The organism is Flavobacterium johnsoniae UW101 (genome assembly GCF_000016645.1).
Classification (GTDB): Bacteria; Bacteroidota; Bacteroidia; order Flavobacteriales; family Flavobacteriaceae; genus Flavobacterium; species Flavobacterium johnsoniae.
In genome coordinates this window covers 4,068,925-4,087,625 of record NC_009441.1, presented here as the reverse complement: position 1 = coordinate 4,087,625, position 18,701 = coordinate 4,068,925, and the positions used below count along the sequence as shown (strand labels likewise).

General features: G+C 33.5%; 17 protein-coding genes. 14 read left to right on the top strand and 3 right to left on the bottom strand.

What is annotated here, in order from left to right; all coding sequences use genetic code 11:
• Positions 1–116 precede the first annotated feature (116 nt).
• The 6 genes from FJOH_RS17705 (at position 117) to FJOH_RS17680 (ending at position 5,303) form a co-directional block, all read left to right on the top strand.
• Positions 117–608: a T9SS type A sorting domain-containing protein gene (locus tag FJOH_RS17705; protein ID WP_012025404.1), complete on the top strand. Its 492-nt coding sequence runs from the start codon at positions 117–119 to the stop codon at positions 606–608.
• 23 nt (positions 609–631) lie between these two features.
• The gene (locus FJOH_RS17700; RefSeq protein ID WP_012025403.1) at positions 632–1,669 is read left to right on the top strand and encodes a hypothetical protein; all 1,038 of its coding nucleotides are present in this window, start codon (positions 632–634) and stop codon (positions 1,667–1,669) included.
• Positions 1,670–2,025: 356 nt separating this feature from the next.
• On the top strand, positions 2,026–2,910 hold the full coding sequence (locus tag FJOH_RS17695) for a DUF808 domain-containing protein (RefSeq protein ID WP_012025402.1): 885 nt from the start codon (positions 2,026–2,028) through the stop codon (positions 2,908–2,910).
• Positions 2,911–3,254: 344 nt separating this feature from the next.
• Complete coding sequence (locus FJOH_RS17690; RefSeq protein ID WP_012025401.1) at positions 3,255–3,665, top strand: hypothetical protein; 411 nt, start codon at positions 3,255–3,257, stop codon at positions 3,663–3,665.
• Between the two features lie 169 nt (positions 3,666–3,834).
• A complete protein-coding gene (locus FJOH_RS17685; RefSeq protein ID WP_012025400.1) occupies positions 3,835–4,251 on the top strand; it encodes a hypothetical protein in 417 nt (138 codons plus the stop codon).
• Positions 4,252–4,412: 161 nt separating this feature from the next.
• The gene (locus tag FJOH_RS17680; protein WP_012025399.1) at positions 4,413–5,303 is read left to right on the top strand and encodes a carbon-nitrogen hydrolase; all 891 of its coding nucleotides are present in this window, start codon (positions 4,413–4,415) and stop codon (positions 5,301–5,303) included.
• A 373-nt stretch (positions 5,304–5,676) separates the two neighbouring features.
• Here the strand turns inward: FJOH_RS17680 and FJOH_RS17675 are convergent, their stop codons facing one another.
• Entirely contained in the window at positions 5,677–6,939 is a 1,263-nt protein-coding gene (locus FJOH_RS17675; RefSeq protein ID WP_012025398.1) for an OmpA family protein, read from the bottom strand.
• 199 nt (positions 6,940–7,138) lie between these two features.
• Entirely contained in the window at positions 7,139–8,659 is a 1,521-nt protein-coding gene (locus tag FJOH_RS17670) for a choice-of-anchor I family protein (RefSeq protein ID WP_012025397.1), read from the bottom strand.
• A gap of 185 nt (positions 8,660–8,844) precedes the next feature.
• On the opposite strand from FJOH_RS17670, the gene FJOH_RS17665 reads away from it, so the two are divergent.
• Both FJOH_RS17665 and FJOH_RS17660 read left to right on the top strand, forming a co-directional pair.
• Positions 8,845–9,885: an agmatine deiminase family protein gene (locus FJOH_RS17665; RefSeq protein ID WP_012025396.1), complete on the top strand. Its 1,041-nt coding sequence runs from the start codon at positions 8,845–8,847 to the stop codon at positions 9,883–9,885.
• A gap of 214 nt (positions 9,886–10,099) precedes the next feature.
• A complete protein-coding gene (locus FJOH_RS17660) occupies positions 10,100–11,284 on the top strand; it encodes an endonuclease/exonuclease/phosphatase family protein (protein ID WP_012025395.1) in 1,185 nt (394 codons plus the stop codon).
• Between the two features lie 103 nt (positions 11,285–11,387).
• On the opposite strand, the gene fahA is transcribed toward FJOH_RS17660, so the two are convergent.
• Positions 11,388–12,671: a fumarylacetoacetase gene (gene fahA, locus FJOH_RS17655; protein ID WP_012025394.1), complete on the bottom strand. Its 1,284-nt coding sequence runs from the start codon at positions 12,669–12,671 to the stop codon at positions 11,388–11,390.
• Between the two features lie 109 nt (positions 12,672–12,780).
• Here fahA and glyA point away from each other — a divergent pair, with 109 nt between their 5' ends.
• From glyA to FJOH_RS17625, 6 genes are all read left to right on the top strand, one after another.
• Positions 12,781–14,055, top strand: coding sequence for a serine hydroxymethyltransferase (glyA, locus tag FJOH_RS17650; RefSeq protein ID WP_012025393.1), 1,275 nt, complete (start codon positions 12,781–12,783; stop codon positions 14,053–14,055).
• Between the two features lie 148 nt (positions 14,056–14,203).
• Entirely contained in the window at positions 14,204–14,797 is a 594-nt protein-coding gene (gene miaE / locus FJOH_RS17645) for a tRNA-(ms[2]io[6]A)-hydroxylase (RefSeq protein ID WP_012025392.1), read from the top strand.
• A gap of 223 nt (positions 14,798–15,020) precedes the next feature.
• Positions 15,021–16,061 (top strand): GMP reductase, encoded by a 1,041-nt coding sequence (locus tag FJOH_RS17640; RefSeq protein ID WP_012025391.1) that lies wholly within the window; start codon positions 15,021–15,023, stop codon positions 16,059–16,061.
• Between the two features lies 1 nt (position 16,062).
• Entirely contained in the window at positions 16,063–16,560 is a 498-nt protein-coding gene (locus FJOH_RS17635; protein WP_012025390.1) for a GNAT family N-acetyltransferase, read from the top strand.
• Between the two features lie 114 nt (positions 16,561–16,674).
• Entirely contained in the window at positions 16,675–17,241 is a 567-nt protein-coding gene (locus FJOH_RS17630) for a TetR/AcrR family transcriptional regulator (RefSeq protein WP_012025389.1), read from the top strand.
• A gap of 39 nt (positions 17,242–17,280) precedes the next feature.
• The gene (locus FJOH_RS17625) at positions 17,281–18,696 is read left to right on the top strand and encodes an MFS transporter (RefSeq protein WP_012025388.1); all 1,416 of its coding nucleotides are present in this window, start codon (positions 17,281–17,283) and stop codon (positions 18,694–18,696) included.
• Positions 18,697–18,701 lie beyond the last annotated feature (5 nt).

The window sequence follows — 18,701 nt, the reverse complement described above, 5'->3', positions numbered from 1 at the left end:
GTAGAAATGCTGGTGTTTTTTGTTTATCAGATTATTATCTTATTTGTAAAATCTTTTTCATGTAAGAATTATTATATATTTGAATAATCAAATTAATCAACAGTTAAATCAATTATATGAAAGAAAACCAACAAACTTTTTTATTGTTTTTAATTACTTGTATTTTCTGCATAACAAATAGTTATTCGCAGGAAAGCTTAGTAGTTACAGGAGGAAATGCTTCTGGTGCTGGCGGTACGGCAAGTTATTCTATTGGACAAATAGCGTATACAGTTTTATCAGGATCGGATCAAAACGCTATTCAGGGTGTTCAACAGCCATATGAAATAACAACCTTAGGCAATAATGAATTTGCCGAAATTAAGCTTACAATGACAGCTTATCCAAATCCGGTTATTGACGAGCTTAGTTTAGTTGTTAATGACGATATACTAGATGATTTATCTTATGGTGTATTTGATATAAATGGAAAAACTGTATCACAGAATCTAAAAGTAACAACTTCAGAAACCAGAGTTTCAATGCAGGGACTAAATCAAGGGGTTTATTTTTTGGTCATAAATAAGAATTCAAAAAATATTAAAACTTTTAAAATAATAAAAAAATAACATTTTAAACCGCAGAAAAATATATGAAAAAAATTACTCTAGCATTATTATTAAGTTCTTTTACAGTTTTATTTGCACAGGCTCCGCAGAAGATGAGTTATCAATCTGTTATTCGTAAAGCAGACGGAACATTGGCAGCGAGTACATTAGTGAATATAAAAACCAGTATTTTATTAGGTTCAGCAACAGGAACGGCTTCTTATGTTGAAACACAAACTACCACCACAAATACTAATGGATTAGCAACAATAGAAATTGGAGGCGGAACACCTGCTTCTGGAACTTTTGCCAATATCAATTGGGGAGCAGGATCACATTTTATTAAAACCGAAATAGATCCAACAGGAGGGAGTAATTTTACTATAAGCGGCACAAGCCAGCTTTTAAGTGTACCTTATGCTTTATATGCAGGCTCTGCTCAAAAACAAGGTAAAACAAGTATTGTATTAACAGGTGATATTACAGATGCACAAGCTGTTACACAATTACAGAATGAGTTAGGACCAAATACAGAAAATATTTATGTTTTAGGGACGACAAACCTTACAAATCTGGATTTAAGTGCTGTAAAGAATGTAGTTAATTTATCTGTAATGGAAAATTTAAAATTAGCTGCAATAAATTTTAATAATCTTAGTGAAATATATAATGAGTTGAAGATAGAAAATAACGATAAATTAGCAGCATTGTTATTTCCTGCTTTAAAGGCGGTACATGGATTCGATACCTATGTTTCTAGAAATTTATCATTAGTGTCAATTTCCTGTCCTGTATTAACAAAATCAAAAAGCATCTATTTTCGAAGAAATCCTCTTTTAAGTTCTATAGATTTGCCTTTATTGGTTAAAGTTCATAATGGTGAAGCAAGTCTTAATTTTGATGAAAATGCACTTCCAAGTTCTCAGGTTAATTTAATTTTAAGCAGATTATTAAATATTTCTCCAGCTTCAGGAACTTATATTCAACTGCAGTATCAAAACCCTCCTGCACCGCCTACAGGACAAGGTCTTATCGATAAAACAACTTTAATAAACAGAGGTAACAGCGTTGCAACAGATTAAAGATTTGTTTTAGAATAAATATATCTAAAACACCAGCAGAAATGCTGGCGTTTTTTTGTTTATAACCGTGAATAATGAAACTTTTTTCAAAAGTCATATAAGTGAAATTTTTTGTTTAATTCTCAAATTTACAGTAACATAAAACAAATTATCATGAACAATATATTTAGAGGATTAATCGCCGGATATGGCGCAAAAAAGTTAGGCGGAGGGTGTTTTGGAACCATATTAGTTTTTATTATTATCTGGCTGTTATTAGGGCAGTGCAGTTAAAAATTAAATCCAATTTTAGTTAAAGAGATTCGCATAAAAAGTAGTAGATTCGCACAACTAAACATTAAACAAAGACAAATATAATGGCATCAGGTTTTTTCGTACTATTAGACGATATAGCAGCAATTATGGACGACGTTGCAGTAATGAGTAAAGTTGCGGCAAAAAAAACAGCAGGAATTTTAGGAGATGATTTGGCGGTAAATGCCGAAAAAGCTTCGGGATTTGCATCTTCAAGAGAACTCCCGGTTTTATGGGCAATCAGTAAAGGATCATTGCTTAATAAAATTATTATTCTGCCAATCGCATTTCTGCTAAGTGCCTTTTTACCAGTTGCAATAATTGTCATTTTAGTTTTAGGAGGATTATTTTTAGCATATGAAGGTGCCGAAAAAATATACGAATTTGTATTTCCTCACAACCATGAAGGATCTGAAGGAATAACCGAAGAAACTTTGACCGAAGAACAAATACTTGAAGCCGAAAAAGGTAAAATAAAATCAGCAATTATAACCGATTTTATATTATCTGTAGAAATCGTAATTATTGCTTTGGGTACGGTTATAGACCAGCCTATTACACAGCAGATTATTGTAACATCAATAATAGCCTTGATCGCTACTATAGGAGTGTATGGTATTGTAGCTCTTATTGTAAGAATGGATGAAGCAGGGTATAAGCTTATTAAGTTTAGTAAAGGAGAAAAAAGTATTTCAAAATTCATTGGAAATATCTTAGTAAAAGCACTTCCGTTGGTTATTAAAGGGTTGACTATAATAGGTACAATTGCATTACTATTAGTTGCTGGCGGTATCTTTGTACACTATATTCCGTATTTTCATCATTTAGCAGAAAAAATTAATATCCCTTCCATAATAAAGGAATTTGTAATTGGGTTAATATTAGGTTTCGTTGTTTTAGGATTTGTAAATTTGTTCAAAAAGATTTTTAAAAAGAAAATAGCATAAAATTCACGTCAAAATATACTTTAAAGAAAACATCAGTTAATAGCTGATGTTTTTTTTTGTTTTTAGGAGCAGATTGAATCATTTTCAAAAGAAGCTTTAGTCCCGCTCTTCGTTATATCTTTCCTGCTAAAGAAGCATGAAAAGGATATCACTTCGATCGGGGCTATTGAGAAAATTTTTATTTTTCATAAGAAATAATGGTATTTTTTAAATATTTTTTTATAAAATAAGCTATTGATTTATAGTTGTTTAATGATTAGTTGAAATTTTTTAACATTTTTTATAAGCAACCTTTGCAACCAAGCGAAGTCTTCATAGTAATTAACAATTAATTATTATTTTATATGAAAAGTTTTAGATTAAAATTATCTTTAGTAGTATTATTTTTATCAATTGGATTTATTTCTTGCAGTAGTGATGATGACAAAGTAGAATCGACAGTAAAAACAAAAACAGCATTTGTAACCGAGATTAAAGGTTCAGCAACTGGAAAAGTAAATGAAGAATTAAGTTATGATATAACTTTTGTTGTAGATAATGCTTGCGGAGAATTTGATAAAATTACAGAAACGACAATTGGCTCAGATAAAGGATTGCAAGTTGTAGCAAAATATCTATCAGATGTTTGCACACAACAAGTGCCAGATCCTAAAAAAACTGTTTATAAATTTAAGTCGAGTGCAAAAGGAACTTTCGAAATTAAATTCAGAAAATCAAAAACAGAATTCCTTACCCAAAAAGTAGTGATTGAATAATACCAAGCTTAGTTTATTTGTTTAGATTGACAGCCATTTTACAGCGATTTTAATCCATGTAAAATGGCTTTGTTTTTAGATTGATATAAATTATTTGCATTATTTGAAGCAACCTTTGTAATTTAGCACCATCTAGATAATATAGATAGAACAAATTAATCAATTTTATATGAGAATTTTTAGAATACAATCAGTTTTAGCAATGCTATTTTTAGCGGTTTCTTTTGTTGCTTGCAGCAGTGATGATAATAACGGAAATGAAACGCCTCAAACTATTTCAAGAGCTGTAAATGTTACTGCTATCTCGGGACCAGCTACAGGTAAGATTGGAGTTGATATTAATTATGATATATCTTTTATAGTAGATAATGCTTGCGGTCAATTTGATCGAATTAGCAATATTTCAATCGGTAAAGAGGAAGGGTTTCAAGTTGAAGCGAAATATCCAATCGGGACTTGCGCTAACGAAACACCAACTGCTTTACATACCGTTTATACCTTTTCACCACAGTCAAAAGGAACTTTTGAGATTAAATTCAAAAAATCGGAGACAGAATTTTTAGTTAAGACATTGGTTATTCAGTAATTTTTTAATAATAATATTATATAAAAAAACTGCAGTAAAAAATAGTAGTAGTAAGGTAAAATAAGAGGGCTTTTTTAAAGCTCTTTTTTTGATCATAGTTGAAACTGTAAACTTTGCCATTCCTTTAAAAAATACTATTTTTGCATTCTAAATTTTATGTCATGTCGAAAAGAAAGTATAAAATATCAGTTATTCAGTTAAACCTGAATGATGTAGCCGAAAACAATCTTAAAAAATGTATCAGCTGGGTAAGAGATGCTGCAAGCCAAGGAGCAGAGGTAATCTTACTTCCTGAATTATATAGCAGTCATTATTTCTGCCAAAGTGAAGATGTGGATAATTTTGCATTAGCAGAACCACTTTACAGTACTTCATTTATTGCTTTCAGCGAGTTGGCAAAAGAATTAGGAGTGGTAATTATTGTTCCTTTCTTCGAAAAAAGAATGGCAGGAATTTATCATAATAGTGCATACATTATCGATACAGATGGTACAGAAGCTGGTCTATACCGTAAAATGCACATTCCGGATGATCCGCATTTCTATGAAAAATTCTATTTTACCCCAGGTGACTTAGGTTTTCAGGCAATCGAAACTAAAAAAGGAACAATTGGAACATTAATATGCTGGGATCAATGGTATCCAGAAGCGGCACGTATTACTGCTTTAAAAGGTGCTGAGGTTTTATTTTATCCAACAGCAATTGGATGGCATCCAAAAGAAAAAGAGCAATATGGAGAAAACCAATACGGAGCATGGATGAATGTAATGAAAGGCCACGCCGTTGCAAATGGTGTTTTTGTTGCAGCAGCAAACAGAATTGGTCTTGAAAAATATATTGAAGGAACAGAAGGAATTCAATTTTGGGGAGCGTCATTTATTGCAGGACCTCAAGGAGAAATTTTAGCTCAGGCTTCTCATGATAAAGAAGAAATCTTGATTGCTGAGGTTGATTTAGATTTACAGGAAAATGTTCGTCAAAATTGGCCATTCTTTAGAGATAGAAGAATTGATGCTTTTGGTGATATTACAAAAAGAGCGATCGATAAATAATTCAGTTTATTTAAAATATAAAAAGGGTAAAATTGATATTTTGCCCTTTTTTTATAAGCTTCGAACAAGCGAATATTTATAACAAGAAATACACATTTGCATAAAGCTCCAGAGGTGCAAAATATTTATAGAATTTCAATAAGACAAATAAAAAAAGCTCCAGCGGAGCGACATATTTTTTACAATCTAATAGATATCACTCCGCTGGAGCTTTATATTGTAAAACATTATTCTTTGCTATAAATATTTTGCTCCTCCGGAGCTTTAATTAGATATTCATTAACTAGAAAGAAATCTATTGTCTGTTATATTATTAAACAAAAAGGCGGTTTCAAAATTATTGAAACCGCCTTTTTAAATATATAGACTAAGATTATTTTACTTGGAAAGTAACTCTTCTCACGATTTGACGTGCTTCTTTAGAGTTTTTGTTAACCGAAGTATCTTCTCCGTTAGCAATTACATTCAATCTTGAAGCATCGATTCCAGCGTTTACAGCTACTTTTTTCACTGCTTCAGCTCTTTTTCTTGATAATTCAGTATTGTAACTTGTTTTTCCAATTTCGTCAGCATAACCAATAATGTCAGCAGATTTTCCTGGATTATTTTTCAAATATTTCACTAAGAAATCAACACCAGATAAAGAAGCATTTGTAGGTTTAGATGAATTGAAATCAAAATAAACATTTACATAACCACCGTTAATTAACTCTTCAACTGTATTGTTTGTAGCAGTTCCGCTGCCTTTCTTTTCGTAAGTTTTATCTAAATAGCTTTCTAGCTCATCCGGCACACCATTTTGATTTGTATCAATAGATTGTCCTTTTGTATTAACAGCAACTCCTGCAATTGTATTAGGCTCTAAATCGTATAAATCAGCAACTCCGTCTTTGTCTGAATCGATAAGACCAGTTTCGATTAAGTCCACTCTTTTTTCCAATTCACCAATTCTGTCTTCTTCGCCAACCCAGTCAGCATGTTTTTCGTTTTTACCTAAGTAAAAAGTTAAACCAACAGAAGCGTTTAATAATACACCATCAAAAGAACCTGTAGTAGTATTACCCATACCGTCAAAATTCCAGTTTTGTCTTCCATTCACAATTCCTGTAAGGTCACCAGTCAAAGCAACTCTGTTACTAAGTTTGATTTGTCCTGTAATACCTGCGATTCCGTGAGCCATATAATCCTGCCCTCCAAATCCAGTTTCAGTACTAATTTGCGAAACCCCAAAACCACCATGTGCCAAAATACCAATTGTATTTGTCCAGGTTTCAAAATTTAAAGCACGTCCTACGTTAACAACCCCCTGAAAACTGGCTCTAACATAGCGGCTTTCAAAATCAGGTGTGTTTTTCTTTTCTTTAAACTGGTCGTAACCTACATCTAATTTTACCCCAAACTTAGGATTAAACATATATCTTACACCTAAATCACCGTGAAAGAAATTTAAAGATTCTGTAGTATAACCTGCAGTCATTGCACGGGTTGGTTTATTAACACCACCATTAAGTTCGATAGACCATTTATTGTATTCTGGTTGGTCAACACTTGGTTTTGCTGATGTGGTAGCCATATTTTGAGCACCTGCTGTAAGTGCTAATAGTAAAAGGGATACTGATGCTAATTTCTTTTTCATGATATCAAAATTTAATTGGGTTTTTATTTAAACTCCAGACAAAATTATGGCTCATGTTTAAGACAATGTTCTATATGCTCTTACATAATTCCCACTAATTAACGTATAATTCTGAAAATCTGTTAATTAAAATTGAATTTTTTATACAAAAAAAGGGTAAAATTTAAGTTTTACCCTTTTTGAATTTGCGAAATAATGGTTATTTCAAATCTGGCTGATATATTTTTACAGATCCGTCGCCTTCACTGCTTACTACTAATAAACTTCTTTTAGTTGGACTTTTTGAAGCCGGAATAAAAAGAATTCCTTCTGGGGCATCGCCTGTTTTTACTGTTTGTAAATATTGTGGAGAAACAGGATTTGTTACATCATAAACCATAAATGCATCAGATCTTTCAAGACCAACAAATAAAATGTTTTGATTTCCCATTTTAGCAACAACTACCGCTTCTGGTTCAGAACCCTTATCATCACTTCTCTTATCATCATAAGTTCCTAATTCGTTTGTTTTTTTATCAACATCGTTCTTACTGTCAAAAACAATTTTTCCTGTGTTTCCATTCCAGATAGAGAATGATCTTGCGCCAAAACTCACCATTTCGTCTAAATCACCATCGCCGTCAATATCTCCCATATCAGCAACAAGATTTAATCTTCCTAAATTCGCATCTAGTTTTAAAGTAGCAGCATCAGGAAAAACAGTTGCATCAAGTGTCATGTTTTTCATTCGCTTCACATCAGTATAAGCTGTATATTCTCTTGCATCACCTTCATTAGCTGTTACAAAATACGGAACATTATTTACAGAGAAATGACTGATAGCATCTGGCATATACAATCCTTTTACTTTCCAAGGATTAAATGCAATTTTATTATCGCTGTCGCTTACATCAATTGCATTTTCAGTAGTATTATAATCTTTTAATCCTAAAGGATAAATAGCAGTAATTGTTTTAGAAGTTAAATCAACTTTTGCAACGCCATTATTTTCCTGTAAAGTTACCCATGCAGTTTTAGAATCGTCAGAAATGGTAATATATTCTGGTTCGATATCTTGAGCAAAACTAGTTTTAGCAAATTTTGAAATTCTAAATCCGTCTTTTGCTAAAGCAGCAGCTTGGTTAGCAAACGAACTGAAATCTAAAGTTGTAACATTGTAAGTGCTAGTTTCAATAATAGAAATTGTTCCGTTTGGATCTTGAGAATAATCAGTATTTGGCTCACCTTCATTAGCGGTCATAATATATTTTCCATCTGGAGAAAAAGTAATCATATCTGGTAATGCACCAACAGTGACCTGTTTAATTAAGCTATAGTCAGATGTATTAAAAACAACCACTTTACCATTTGCCTGTTTATTTGTGATTGATTCTAAAGCAACTGCCAGTTTTCCGTCAAAAACAGAAACGCTATTTGCGGCACCTTCATAAATAGCTAAATCAATTTTTCCTATTCTAATCGGTTTTGCAGGATCTGAAATATCAATAACGTCAATTTGGTTTACACCGCTGTTATTTACTGTAAAAAGTCTTTTTGTTTTTTCGCAGTAAGCAGAAATTTCTGCAGCAGCTTCACCGCCAATTGTAATTGATCCAATTTCTTTAAAAGTTCCTGGATTTTCATTTACAACTGCTTCTGGTTCATTGTTAGAGTTTTCATCGTTATTACAGCTTGTCATAAATACAAGAGCTGCTAACAATTTGATAGTTACATTCTTCATTTTGTTGTGTTTTAGTTTTCGCCAAAAGTAATTCTCGGATTTGGGTGTAATATTAAGGCTGTATTATTTAATCTTTAACTTAAATTTTATAAGATATTATGGGTGAAATGTTATATCTTTTTAAGTAGCTGTTTTATAATCCTATCGAATGATTATCTTTGCACTTTCTAAATTAGAACGTATTTATGTCAACAAATAATAGAAGATTTCCAGCAGAATGGGAAAAACAGCAAGGAATTGTATTGTGTTTTCCGCATAATGGCAATGACTGGCCGGGAAAATACGAAGCTGTTCAATGGGCTTTTGTAGAATTTATTAAAAAAGTAGCCGCTTTTGAAACTGTTTTTTTGGTCGTAGCCGATGAAAAGCTGAAAGAAAAAGTTGCAGATATGCTTGAAAGAGCCCGCGTAAACCTTAAAAACGTTTCGTATATCATTCATAAAACCAACAGAAGCTGGATGCGCGACTCTGGGCCGATTATTGTAAAAAATGGTTCAAAAAGAGAAGCGTTAAATTTTAACTTCAACGGCTGGGCAAAATATAAAAACTATCAATTAGATAAATTTGTTCCGGGTAAAGTGGCTGATTTTATCGATGTGCCTTTAACTCAGGTAATGTATAAAGGTAAACCGGTAATTGTAGAAGGCGGTGCGATTGATGTAAACGGAAAAGGAACTTTACTGACTTCTGAAGAGTGTTTAATGCACCCAACAATTCAGGTACGTAATGCCGGTTTTACAAAAGAAGATTATGAAGCAGTTTTTAAAGAATATCTTGGAGTAACCAATGTAATTTGGTTAGGAGATGGAATTGAAGGTGATGATACGCACGGTCACATCGACGATTTATGCCGATTTGTAAATGAAGATACCATCGTAACGATTGTTGAAACAGATAAAAATGATTCAAATTATAAGCCTTTGCAGGATAATTTGAAACGTTTGCAGAATGCAAAATTAGAAAACGGAAAATCTCCGGTTATTGTAGCATTACCAATGCCAAAACGTGTCGATTTTGAAGATTTACGTTTACCGGCAAGTTATGCTAATTTCTTAATTTTAAATAATTGTGTTTTAGTACCAACATTTAATGACAGCAACGATCGCGCAGCTTTAAATATTTTAGCTGAATGTTTCCCAGATCGTGAAGTAATCGGAATAAGCTGTATTGATTTTATATGGGGATTTGGAACTTTACATTGTTTAAGTCAGCAGATTCCTGCATAAAAATAATAACTGCAAATTAGAAAAAATCACTTTTCTATTTTTTAATCTGTTATAAAATTATCAGATATACAGAGACTTTCTTATATCATTTGAGCTGTCACCAAAAGTGGCAGCTTTTTTTTGTTGTATATTTAACACATAGATTTGTCCTGTGTCCCGGCATCCTTCTTATATTCGTATGTTTAACAATGCAGAAATGCAGATTTAATTTTATATGAAGAAAATATTTTTTATCCTTTCCGTGCTTTCTTCCGGAGTTCTATTTTCGCAGTCTGAGGCACAGGAAAAAACTGAACTTACATTTGCTACCTATAATGTAAGTATGGAATCTGATAATTATTCTCCCAAAGGTGCAATGGGAAAATCGGAGCAAATATTGATTTATCAGCTTAATTCAGGGGTTAATGCTCAAATCAGAAATATTGCCCACATTATTCAGACCGTTAGGCCAGACGTTATTTTGCTAAACGAATTTGATTATATTAAAGACCCTGAACTTGGTGTAAAGGCGTTTATAAAAAATTATTTGAATGTGAGCCAAGGCGGGGCAGTGGCCATTGATTATCCTTACTACTATTATTCGACAGTGAATACTGGCCAGCCAAGTCCTTACGATTTGAACAATGATGGAAAGTTGAATAATTTTGGAAATGATGCATGGGGATTTGGTATGTACCCTGGACAATATGGGATGATGCTTTTGTCTAAATATCCTATTGATGTTAACGCGGTTCGTACTTTTCAACATTTTAAATGGAAAGATATGCCGGGAGCATTGCTTACCAAAAAAGCAGATGGATCAGATTGGTACAGTAAGAAAGCATGGAAAGAATTTCCATTATCTTCAAAATCGCACTGGGATGTTCCTGTAGAGGTTGGTAATAAAACAGTTCACGTTTTAGTTAGTCATCCAACTCCTCCTACTTTTGATGGTGAAGAAGATCGAAATGGAAAAAGAAATCATGATGAGATCCGATTTTGGAGAGATTATATTTCAGACAATTCGGCTTCGTATATTTATGATGATAAAGGGGTAAAAGGAGGTTTGTCTCCTGATTCTCGATTTGTTATAATGGGTGATCAAAACGCTTCACCAGTTGAAGGAAACGCTATTAGAGAAGGTATAAAGTCTTTAATAGACAGTCCGAAAATTAATAGTGACTTTACGCCAGCCAGTAAAGGTGGTGCTGCATATAGTCCAGAAAATCCTTTTGGAGTTAATCATACAGCCTTTTGGAGAATGCGAGCTGATTATGTATTGCCATCCAGACTTGGTTTTAAAGTTGTTAATAGCGGTGTATTTTGGCCTGCAAAAGGTGAACCAATGTCAGAATTAGTTGAAAAACGAGAATCAAGTTCAGATCATCGTTTGGTTTGGGTAAAGATGATCTTAGAATAAATAGCTTTTTTTCAATTTTTTCAAGATTAAATATAAAGCATAAAAAAACCTTGGCTTTCCAAGGTTTTTTTTATTTCTATATATCTTCAGATTGCTCTGCTCTTCATTGTCTTGTAAATGGAGGTAAAAGCTGGCTGGCAACTTCACCAAAACCAATTCTTACTTCGTTGTTTTCACAGAAACCACGAATAATAACAGTGTCATTATCTTCAATAAATTTACGTTCACTTCCGTCATTTAGTTTCAACGGATTTTTTCCTCCCCAAGTTAATTCCAGCATAGAACCAAAACTATCAGGAGTTGGACCAGAAATAGTTCCAGAACCCATCATGTCTCCAGAATTAACACGACATCCATTAGAAGTATGGTGCGTTAATTGCTGTGCCATTGACCAATACATGTATTTAAAGTTGGATTTTGAAATCACAGTTTCTTCCTGATTCTCTGGTTTTAAAGAAACTTCTAAATGAATATCAAAAGCTTTTTTTCCTTTTGTTTGTAAGTAGGGAAGCGGAGACGGATCTTGTTTTGGGCCTTTGGTTCTAAAAGGTTCTAAAGCATCCATAGTTACAATCCACGGAGAAATTGAAGTTGCAAAGTTTTTTGCTAAGAATGGCCCAAGAGGCACATATTCCCATTTTTGCATATCGCGCGCGCTCCAGTCATTTAGTAAAACCATACCAAAAATATAGTCTTCTGCTTCGTAAGTTGAGATGTTTTCTCCCATTACATTCACATCAGTAGTAATGAAAGCCGTTTCTAATTCGAAATCTACTAAACGCGAAGCTCCAAAAACAGGAGTATCATGACCCGCAGGTAATGTTTGTCCCATTGGCCTGTGAACCGGAATTCCAGATGGTACAATTGTAGAACTTCTTCCATGGTACCCAACCGGAATATGAAGCCAGTTTGGCAGTAAAGCATTTTCTGGGTCGCGGAACATTTTACCTACGTTTGTAGCATGTTCTCTGCTTGAATAAAAATCTGTATAATCACCAATTAAAACCGGAAGCTGCATTTCTACATCTTCAATCTTAAATATAACAATATCTCGGTGTTTTGTTGAATCTCTTAGTTGTGGATTAGTCTCGTCGAAAATATCAGCGATACGATTTCGCACCAAACGCCATGTTTTTTTTCCGTCAGAAATAAAATCATTCAGCGTGTCCTGCATAAACATATCATCGGTTAATTCTATTCCTTCAAAATAGTTTAATTGTTGTAAAGCCCCTAAATCTATGGCGTAATCGCCAATTCTAGTTCCCACTGTAACGACATTTTCTTTGGTAAGAAACACGCCGAAAGGAATATTTTGAATAGGGAAGTCACTATTTTCTGGTACTTCTAACCATGATTTTCTATTTGTATCGTTGGCGGTTATTGGCATGTTTGATGTTAATTATTTGTTGAAAAATTATATGTCAAATATATCATAATCTGCCAGTATCACAAACGTTTTTTTGTATTTTTGCAGGAAATTAACGAAAAACGAAAAAATGCAACGCGACGAACAAATTTTTGATCTTATCCAAGAGGAAAAAGATAGACAAATTCACGGATTAGAACTTATCGCTTCAGAAAATTTTGTAAGTGATGAGGTAATGGAAGCAGCTGGGTCTGTTTTAACTAACAAATATGCTGAGGGTTATCCTGGCAAAAGATACTACGGCGGTTGTGAAGTAGTTGACGTTATCGAGCAGATTGCTATCGACAGAGCAAAAGAATTATTTGGAGCTGAATATGCAAACGTACAGCCTCACTCAGGTTCTCAGGCAAACACTGCTGTTTACCACGCTTGTTTAAATCCTGGTGATACTATTTTAGGTTTTGACTTATCTCATGGTGGTCACTTAACGCACGGTTCGCCTGTAAACTTCTCAGGACGTTTATACCGTCCGGTTTTCTACGGTGTAGATGCTGAAACAGGACGTTTAGATTATGATAAAATTCAGGAAATTGCAACTAAAGAACAGCCAAAATTAATCATCGCAGGAGCTTCGGCTTATTCTCGTGATATGGATTTTGCTCGTTTCAGACAAATTGCAGACAGCGTAGGAGCGATCTTATTTGCTGATATTTCTCACCCGGCAGGGCTTATTGCAAAAGGATTATTAAGCGATCCAATTCCACATTGTCATATCGTTTCTACAACGACTCACAAAACATTAAGAGGACCACGTGGAGGTCTAATCTTAATGGGGAAAGATTTCCCAAATCCACAAGGGTTAACAACTCCAAAAGGAGAAATCAGAATGATGTCTTCATTATTAGACTTAGCTGTTTTCCCAGGAAACCAAGGTGGACCTTTAATGCATATTATCGCTGCTAAAGCGGTTGCTTTTGGTGAAGCTCTTAAAGATGAGTTCTTTACTTATGCAATGCAGTTGCAAAAAAATGCAAACGCAATGGCAGATGCTTTCGTAAAAAGAGGATACAACATTATCTCTGGCGGAACTGATAACCACATGATGCTTATCGATTTAAGAAATAAAAATATTTCTGGTAAAGAAGCTGAAAATGCATTAGTAAAAGCAGAAATTACAGTAAACAAAAACATGGTTCCTTTTGATGATAAATCACCATTTATCACTTCTGGAATTCGTGTTGGAACAGCTGCAATCACAACTCGTGGTTTAGTTGAAAAAGATATGGAAACTATCGTAGCACTTATCGATAAAGTATTAACAAATCATACAAATGAAGACGTTATCGAAGAAGTTGCTGAAGAAGTAAACGAATTAATGAGCGAAAGACCAATTTTTGCGTATTAAAAATTAGTCGTAAAGTCTTAAAGTCGAAGGTCAAAAGTCTAAAAATGGAATGTGAATTTCTATGTTTAGTTTTTGATCTTCGATTTTTCTTTTTAGGTTTTCTAATGACTTTATAACTTTTGACTTTCAAACCTTAAGACTTAAAAAAATGGGCGTATTAAGATTACAATTGCCAACAGACCCAAGATGGGTAAATATCGTTGAGAAAAACATCGAAGAGATTCTGACAGATCACGCTTGGTGCGAGCAGAAAGCAGCAACAAACGCAATTACAATTATTACCAATAATTCTGAACATCAGGATTTAGTAAAAGATTTATTGGCTTTAGCCAAAGAAGAAATTGATCATTTTGAACAGGTTCACAACATTATCATCAAAAGAGGATTAAAATTAGGACGTGAGCGTAAAGATGATTACGTAAATGAACTATACCAATACATGAAAAGAAGCGGAGACGGAAGCCGTGTTTCTGGTCTTGTTGAAAGATTATTATTCTCAGCAATGATTGAAGCAAGAAGCTGTGAACGTTTTAAAGTGCTTTCAGAAAATATTAAAGACGAAGAATTAGCTGTTTTCTATAGAGAATTAATGGAAAGTGAAGCAGGACATTATACCACTTTCATCACATACGCACGTAAATACGGAACCGGAATAGACGTTGAAAAACGCTGGAGAGAATGGTTAGCATTCGAAGAATCAATTATTACCAATTACGGAAAAGGAGAAACGATTCACGGGTAGTTTTTTTAGTTTTCAGTCTCAGTTTTCAGTCTCAGTTTTCAGTCTCAGTTTTCAGTCTCAGTTTTCAGTCTCACTTTTCAGTTTTCACGTTTGTCAGGCTGAGCGGAGTCGAAGCCCGCGCAAAGTAAATCAATTGTTCAAAAGTTCAAGTTTTTGTTAATCTAAAATCTAAAGTCTACAATCTAAAATTCCTTACATTTGAGAGTAACCAAAATCTTGAAATATGAGAATAGAAATGGACTTAAAACTGGGGTTTAAAGATGTAATGTTTAGGCCAAAAAGATCAACACTCAAAAGCAGGTCTGAAGTTTCTTTAGAACAAAATTTCAAGTTTTTGCACAGTACTGCAAGTTGGACAGGAATTCCAATTATGGCTGCCAATATGGATACAGTCGGAACCTTTGAAATGGCTCAGGTTTTGGCTAAAGAAAAATTGTTTACCGCTATTCACAAACATTACACTTTAGAACAATGGAACACATTTCTAAAGAACGTAACTCCGGATTTTTACGATTATATTGCCGTAAGTACAGGAACTGGAAAAGAAGATTTCGAAAAGATTGAAAAAATAATTACTGCAAACCCGTTGCTCAAATTTATCTGTATTGATGTTGCAAACGGCTATTCTGAACATTTTGTACAGTTTTTAAAGAAAACCCGAAAACAATATCCTGATAAAATAATCATTGCTGGAAATGTTGTGACAGGCGAAATGACTGAAGAACTATTATTAGCGGGTGCTGATATTGTAAAAGTCGGAATTGGACCAGGTTCTGTTTGTACAACTCGTGTAAAAACAGGTGTTGGTTATCCGCAGTTATCGGCTATTATCGAATGTGCGGATGCAGCGCACGGTTTAGGCGGCCATATTATCAGCGATGGCGGCTGCACAACACCGGGCGATGTTGCTAAAGCTTTTGGAGCAGGAGCCGATTTTGTAATGTTGGGAGGAATGCTCGCAGGACATACAGAAAGCGGTGGTGAACTAATAGAAGTAAAAGGCGAAAAATTCAAACAATTTTACGGAATGAGTTCAAAAACAGCAATGGATAAACATTCTGGCGGTGTTGCAGAATACAGGGCAAGTGAAGGAAAAACTGTGCAGGTTACGTTTAAAGGAGATGTGATTCATACTGTTTTAGATATATTAGGCGGAATAAGAAGTACTTGCACTTATGTTGGAGCTTCAAGATTAAAAGAATTGACTAAACGAACGACTTTCATCCGCGTAAGCGAACAGGAAAATCAAGTTTTTAAAAAATAATATGATTAAAATTACCGAAGCATTTGTAGAAGATATTGCTAAAATTCAAGAAATTGCACATATAACCTGGCCAATAACCTATGGCGAAATTTTGACCGCAGAACAATTAGATTATATGTTAGATCTAATTTATTCTGATGAAGCGCTTTCAAAACAAATTCAAAATAAAGAACAGTTGTTTTATTTGATTTCTGATTCTAATTCTGTAATTGGTTTTATCGGAATTGAACACAATTATAAAAAGGAAGCCATTACCAAAATTCATAAAATCTATCTTCTGCCGGAAACACAAGGAAAAGGTTACGGAAAAATAGTGTTTGAAGAAATTGCAAAAATGGCTTTAGAAAATAATTCAAACGAACTTTTATTAAACGTAAATCGTTTCAATACAGCTTTAAATTTCTATAAAAAACTAGGTTTCGAAATTAAAGAAACCGTTGATATAGAAATTGGAAACGGATATTTGATGGAAGATTATGTAATGGGGAAAAGTTTGTAACCGTTTCTTTATAAGATATATTACAAGTTTTAATTATCAATATTTTGATATTTTTTTATTTCAAAATAAATAGATAACTCTATCTATTTTTGTTTATCTTTGACAAAAAATAAAATGAAACAGAAAAGCAGTGTAAAAGAAAGAATACTCGATACAGCATCTCGTTTGTTTTATCATCAGGGATTCAATAGCACAGGAATTAATCAGATTATTGCAGAGGCAGATATTGCGATTGGTTCACTTTACAAGCACTATGAGTCAAAAAGTGATTTGTTGTACCATTACCTTGAACAGCAGGAAACAGAATATTTTGCCAATCTCAATGACTATTTAAAAGACGAGAAACAGCCGTTAAAAAAGCTTCTTAAATTAATAGATTATCGTATTAAACTTCAGGAAGAATCAAATTTTTCAGGATGCCATTTTATAAAAATAAATGCTGAAATAGGCAGAGAAGATAAAAAAATAGAACAGTTTGTTCTGGCGCATAAAGAGCGCCAGCGTGAGTACATTAATGTGTTAATTGATGAAATTAGTACAGAAAAAACACTTTTGATAGAAAAAAATGCACTGCAAAACAGTATTTTTTTGATGATAGAAGGAGCTGTAGTTTCGGCAGGTATAAATGGAAATACGAATGATTTAAAAGCCGTAAAAAAAAGTATAAATCAGTTTTTCTGATTTTTTTTAACCAAAAATAGATAGACTGTTCTATATATTATGAAAAATAAAAAATACATTTCGCTCCTTATATTGCTGCTGGCACATTTGCTCACTATTTTGGATATCTTTATTGTAAATGTTGCTATTCCATCAATTCAGCGCGGGCTTGGTTCAAGTAATGGAAAAATTCAGTTAGTTGTAGCCATGTACATGGTTGGATTTGCTTCTTTCCTTATAATTGGAGGTAAGACTGGAGATTATTTCGGCAGAAAGAAAATTTTTGTTTTAGGAATGCTCTTATTTATGATTAGCTCTGCGGGCTGTGGTTTTGCAGATTCGACTGACCATCTTATTATTTTGAGGTTTTTTCAGGGAATAAGTGCAGGATTGATGTCTCCTCAGGTTTTGTCTTATATACAAGTTCTTTTTACAGATTACAAAGAGCGCACCTACGCAATGAGCTGGTATGGAATTGCGATTGGTATTGGCACTATGCTGGGACAGTTTCTGGGTGGTTTTTTGGTAGAACTCAAACCATATTTAATTGATCAATCCTGGCGGTATATATTTCTTATTAATATTCCTATTTGTGCTTCGGGGATTTTTCTTGCCATTCGTTATCTTAATCCGTCCAGAGATTATTCTTCCCTGCAAATGGATTATTGGAGTGCTTTTATATTATGTATTGGACTCGCATTATTGGTCTTTTCCATGGCAGTTGGTTTAGAACAAAGCGGTTTGGTTAAAATTACCCTGCCAGTATCAATCGTATTTATTTGTGTTTTTATATTCAGGCAGATAAAAAGGAAATCAAATAAAAAAGAACCTTTATTAAACCTTGAACTTTTTAAGAACAGGAATTTCAATATGGCGGTTTCAGCATCAGCACTTTTTATGTTAATGCTTGATGCTTACTTTTTTGTGCTTGCTGTTTTTTTACAAGAAGGAATTCAGCTTTCTCCCATGCAGGCAGGATATTTTATTGTATTTCAAGGAAGCGGGTTTATTCTGGCATCATTTTTATCAGCCAGATTAGTACCGCGGTTTGGTAAAACTGTATTGATTTTTGGTGTACTGCTTCTTATTTCAGCCATCATTTTACAGCTTGTTCTTTTTTATTATCCAATAGTTGATTTTAGAGGATATGTAATAATGTTTCTGCATGGTGTTGGTGTAGCGCTGGTTTTACCTTCATTTGCTAATATAGCTTTAAAAAATCTGCCTCAAAATATGATTGGAAACGCATCAGGTGTTTATTCTACGGTACAGCAATTATTTGGTGCATTGGGCATTGCATTGACAGGAAGCGTATTCTACTATTTAGTAAAAGGAAATACAGATTTCAAGCATTTTTATAACGCTTTTTTCTATGGTACATTTATTCATTTGTTTTGCTTAATAAGCGTACTGCTGATTTTATTTTTGCTGCCAAAGTCAGTTCTTCCAAAAAAAGAAAAGAATAGTGAAAAATAATTACG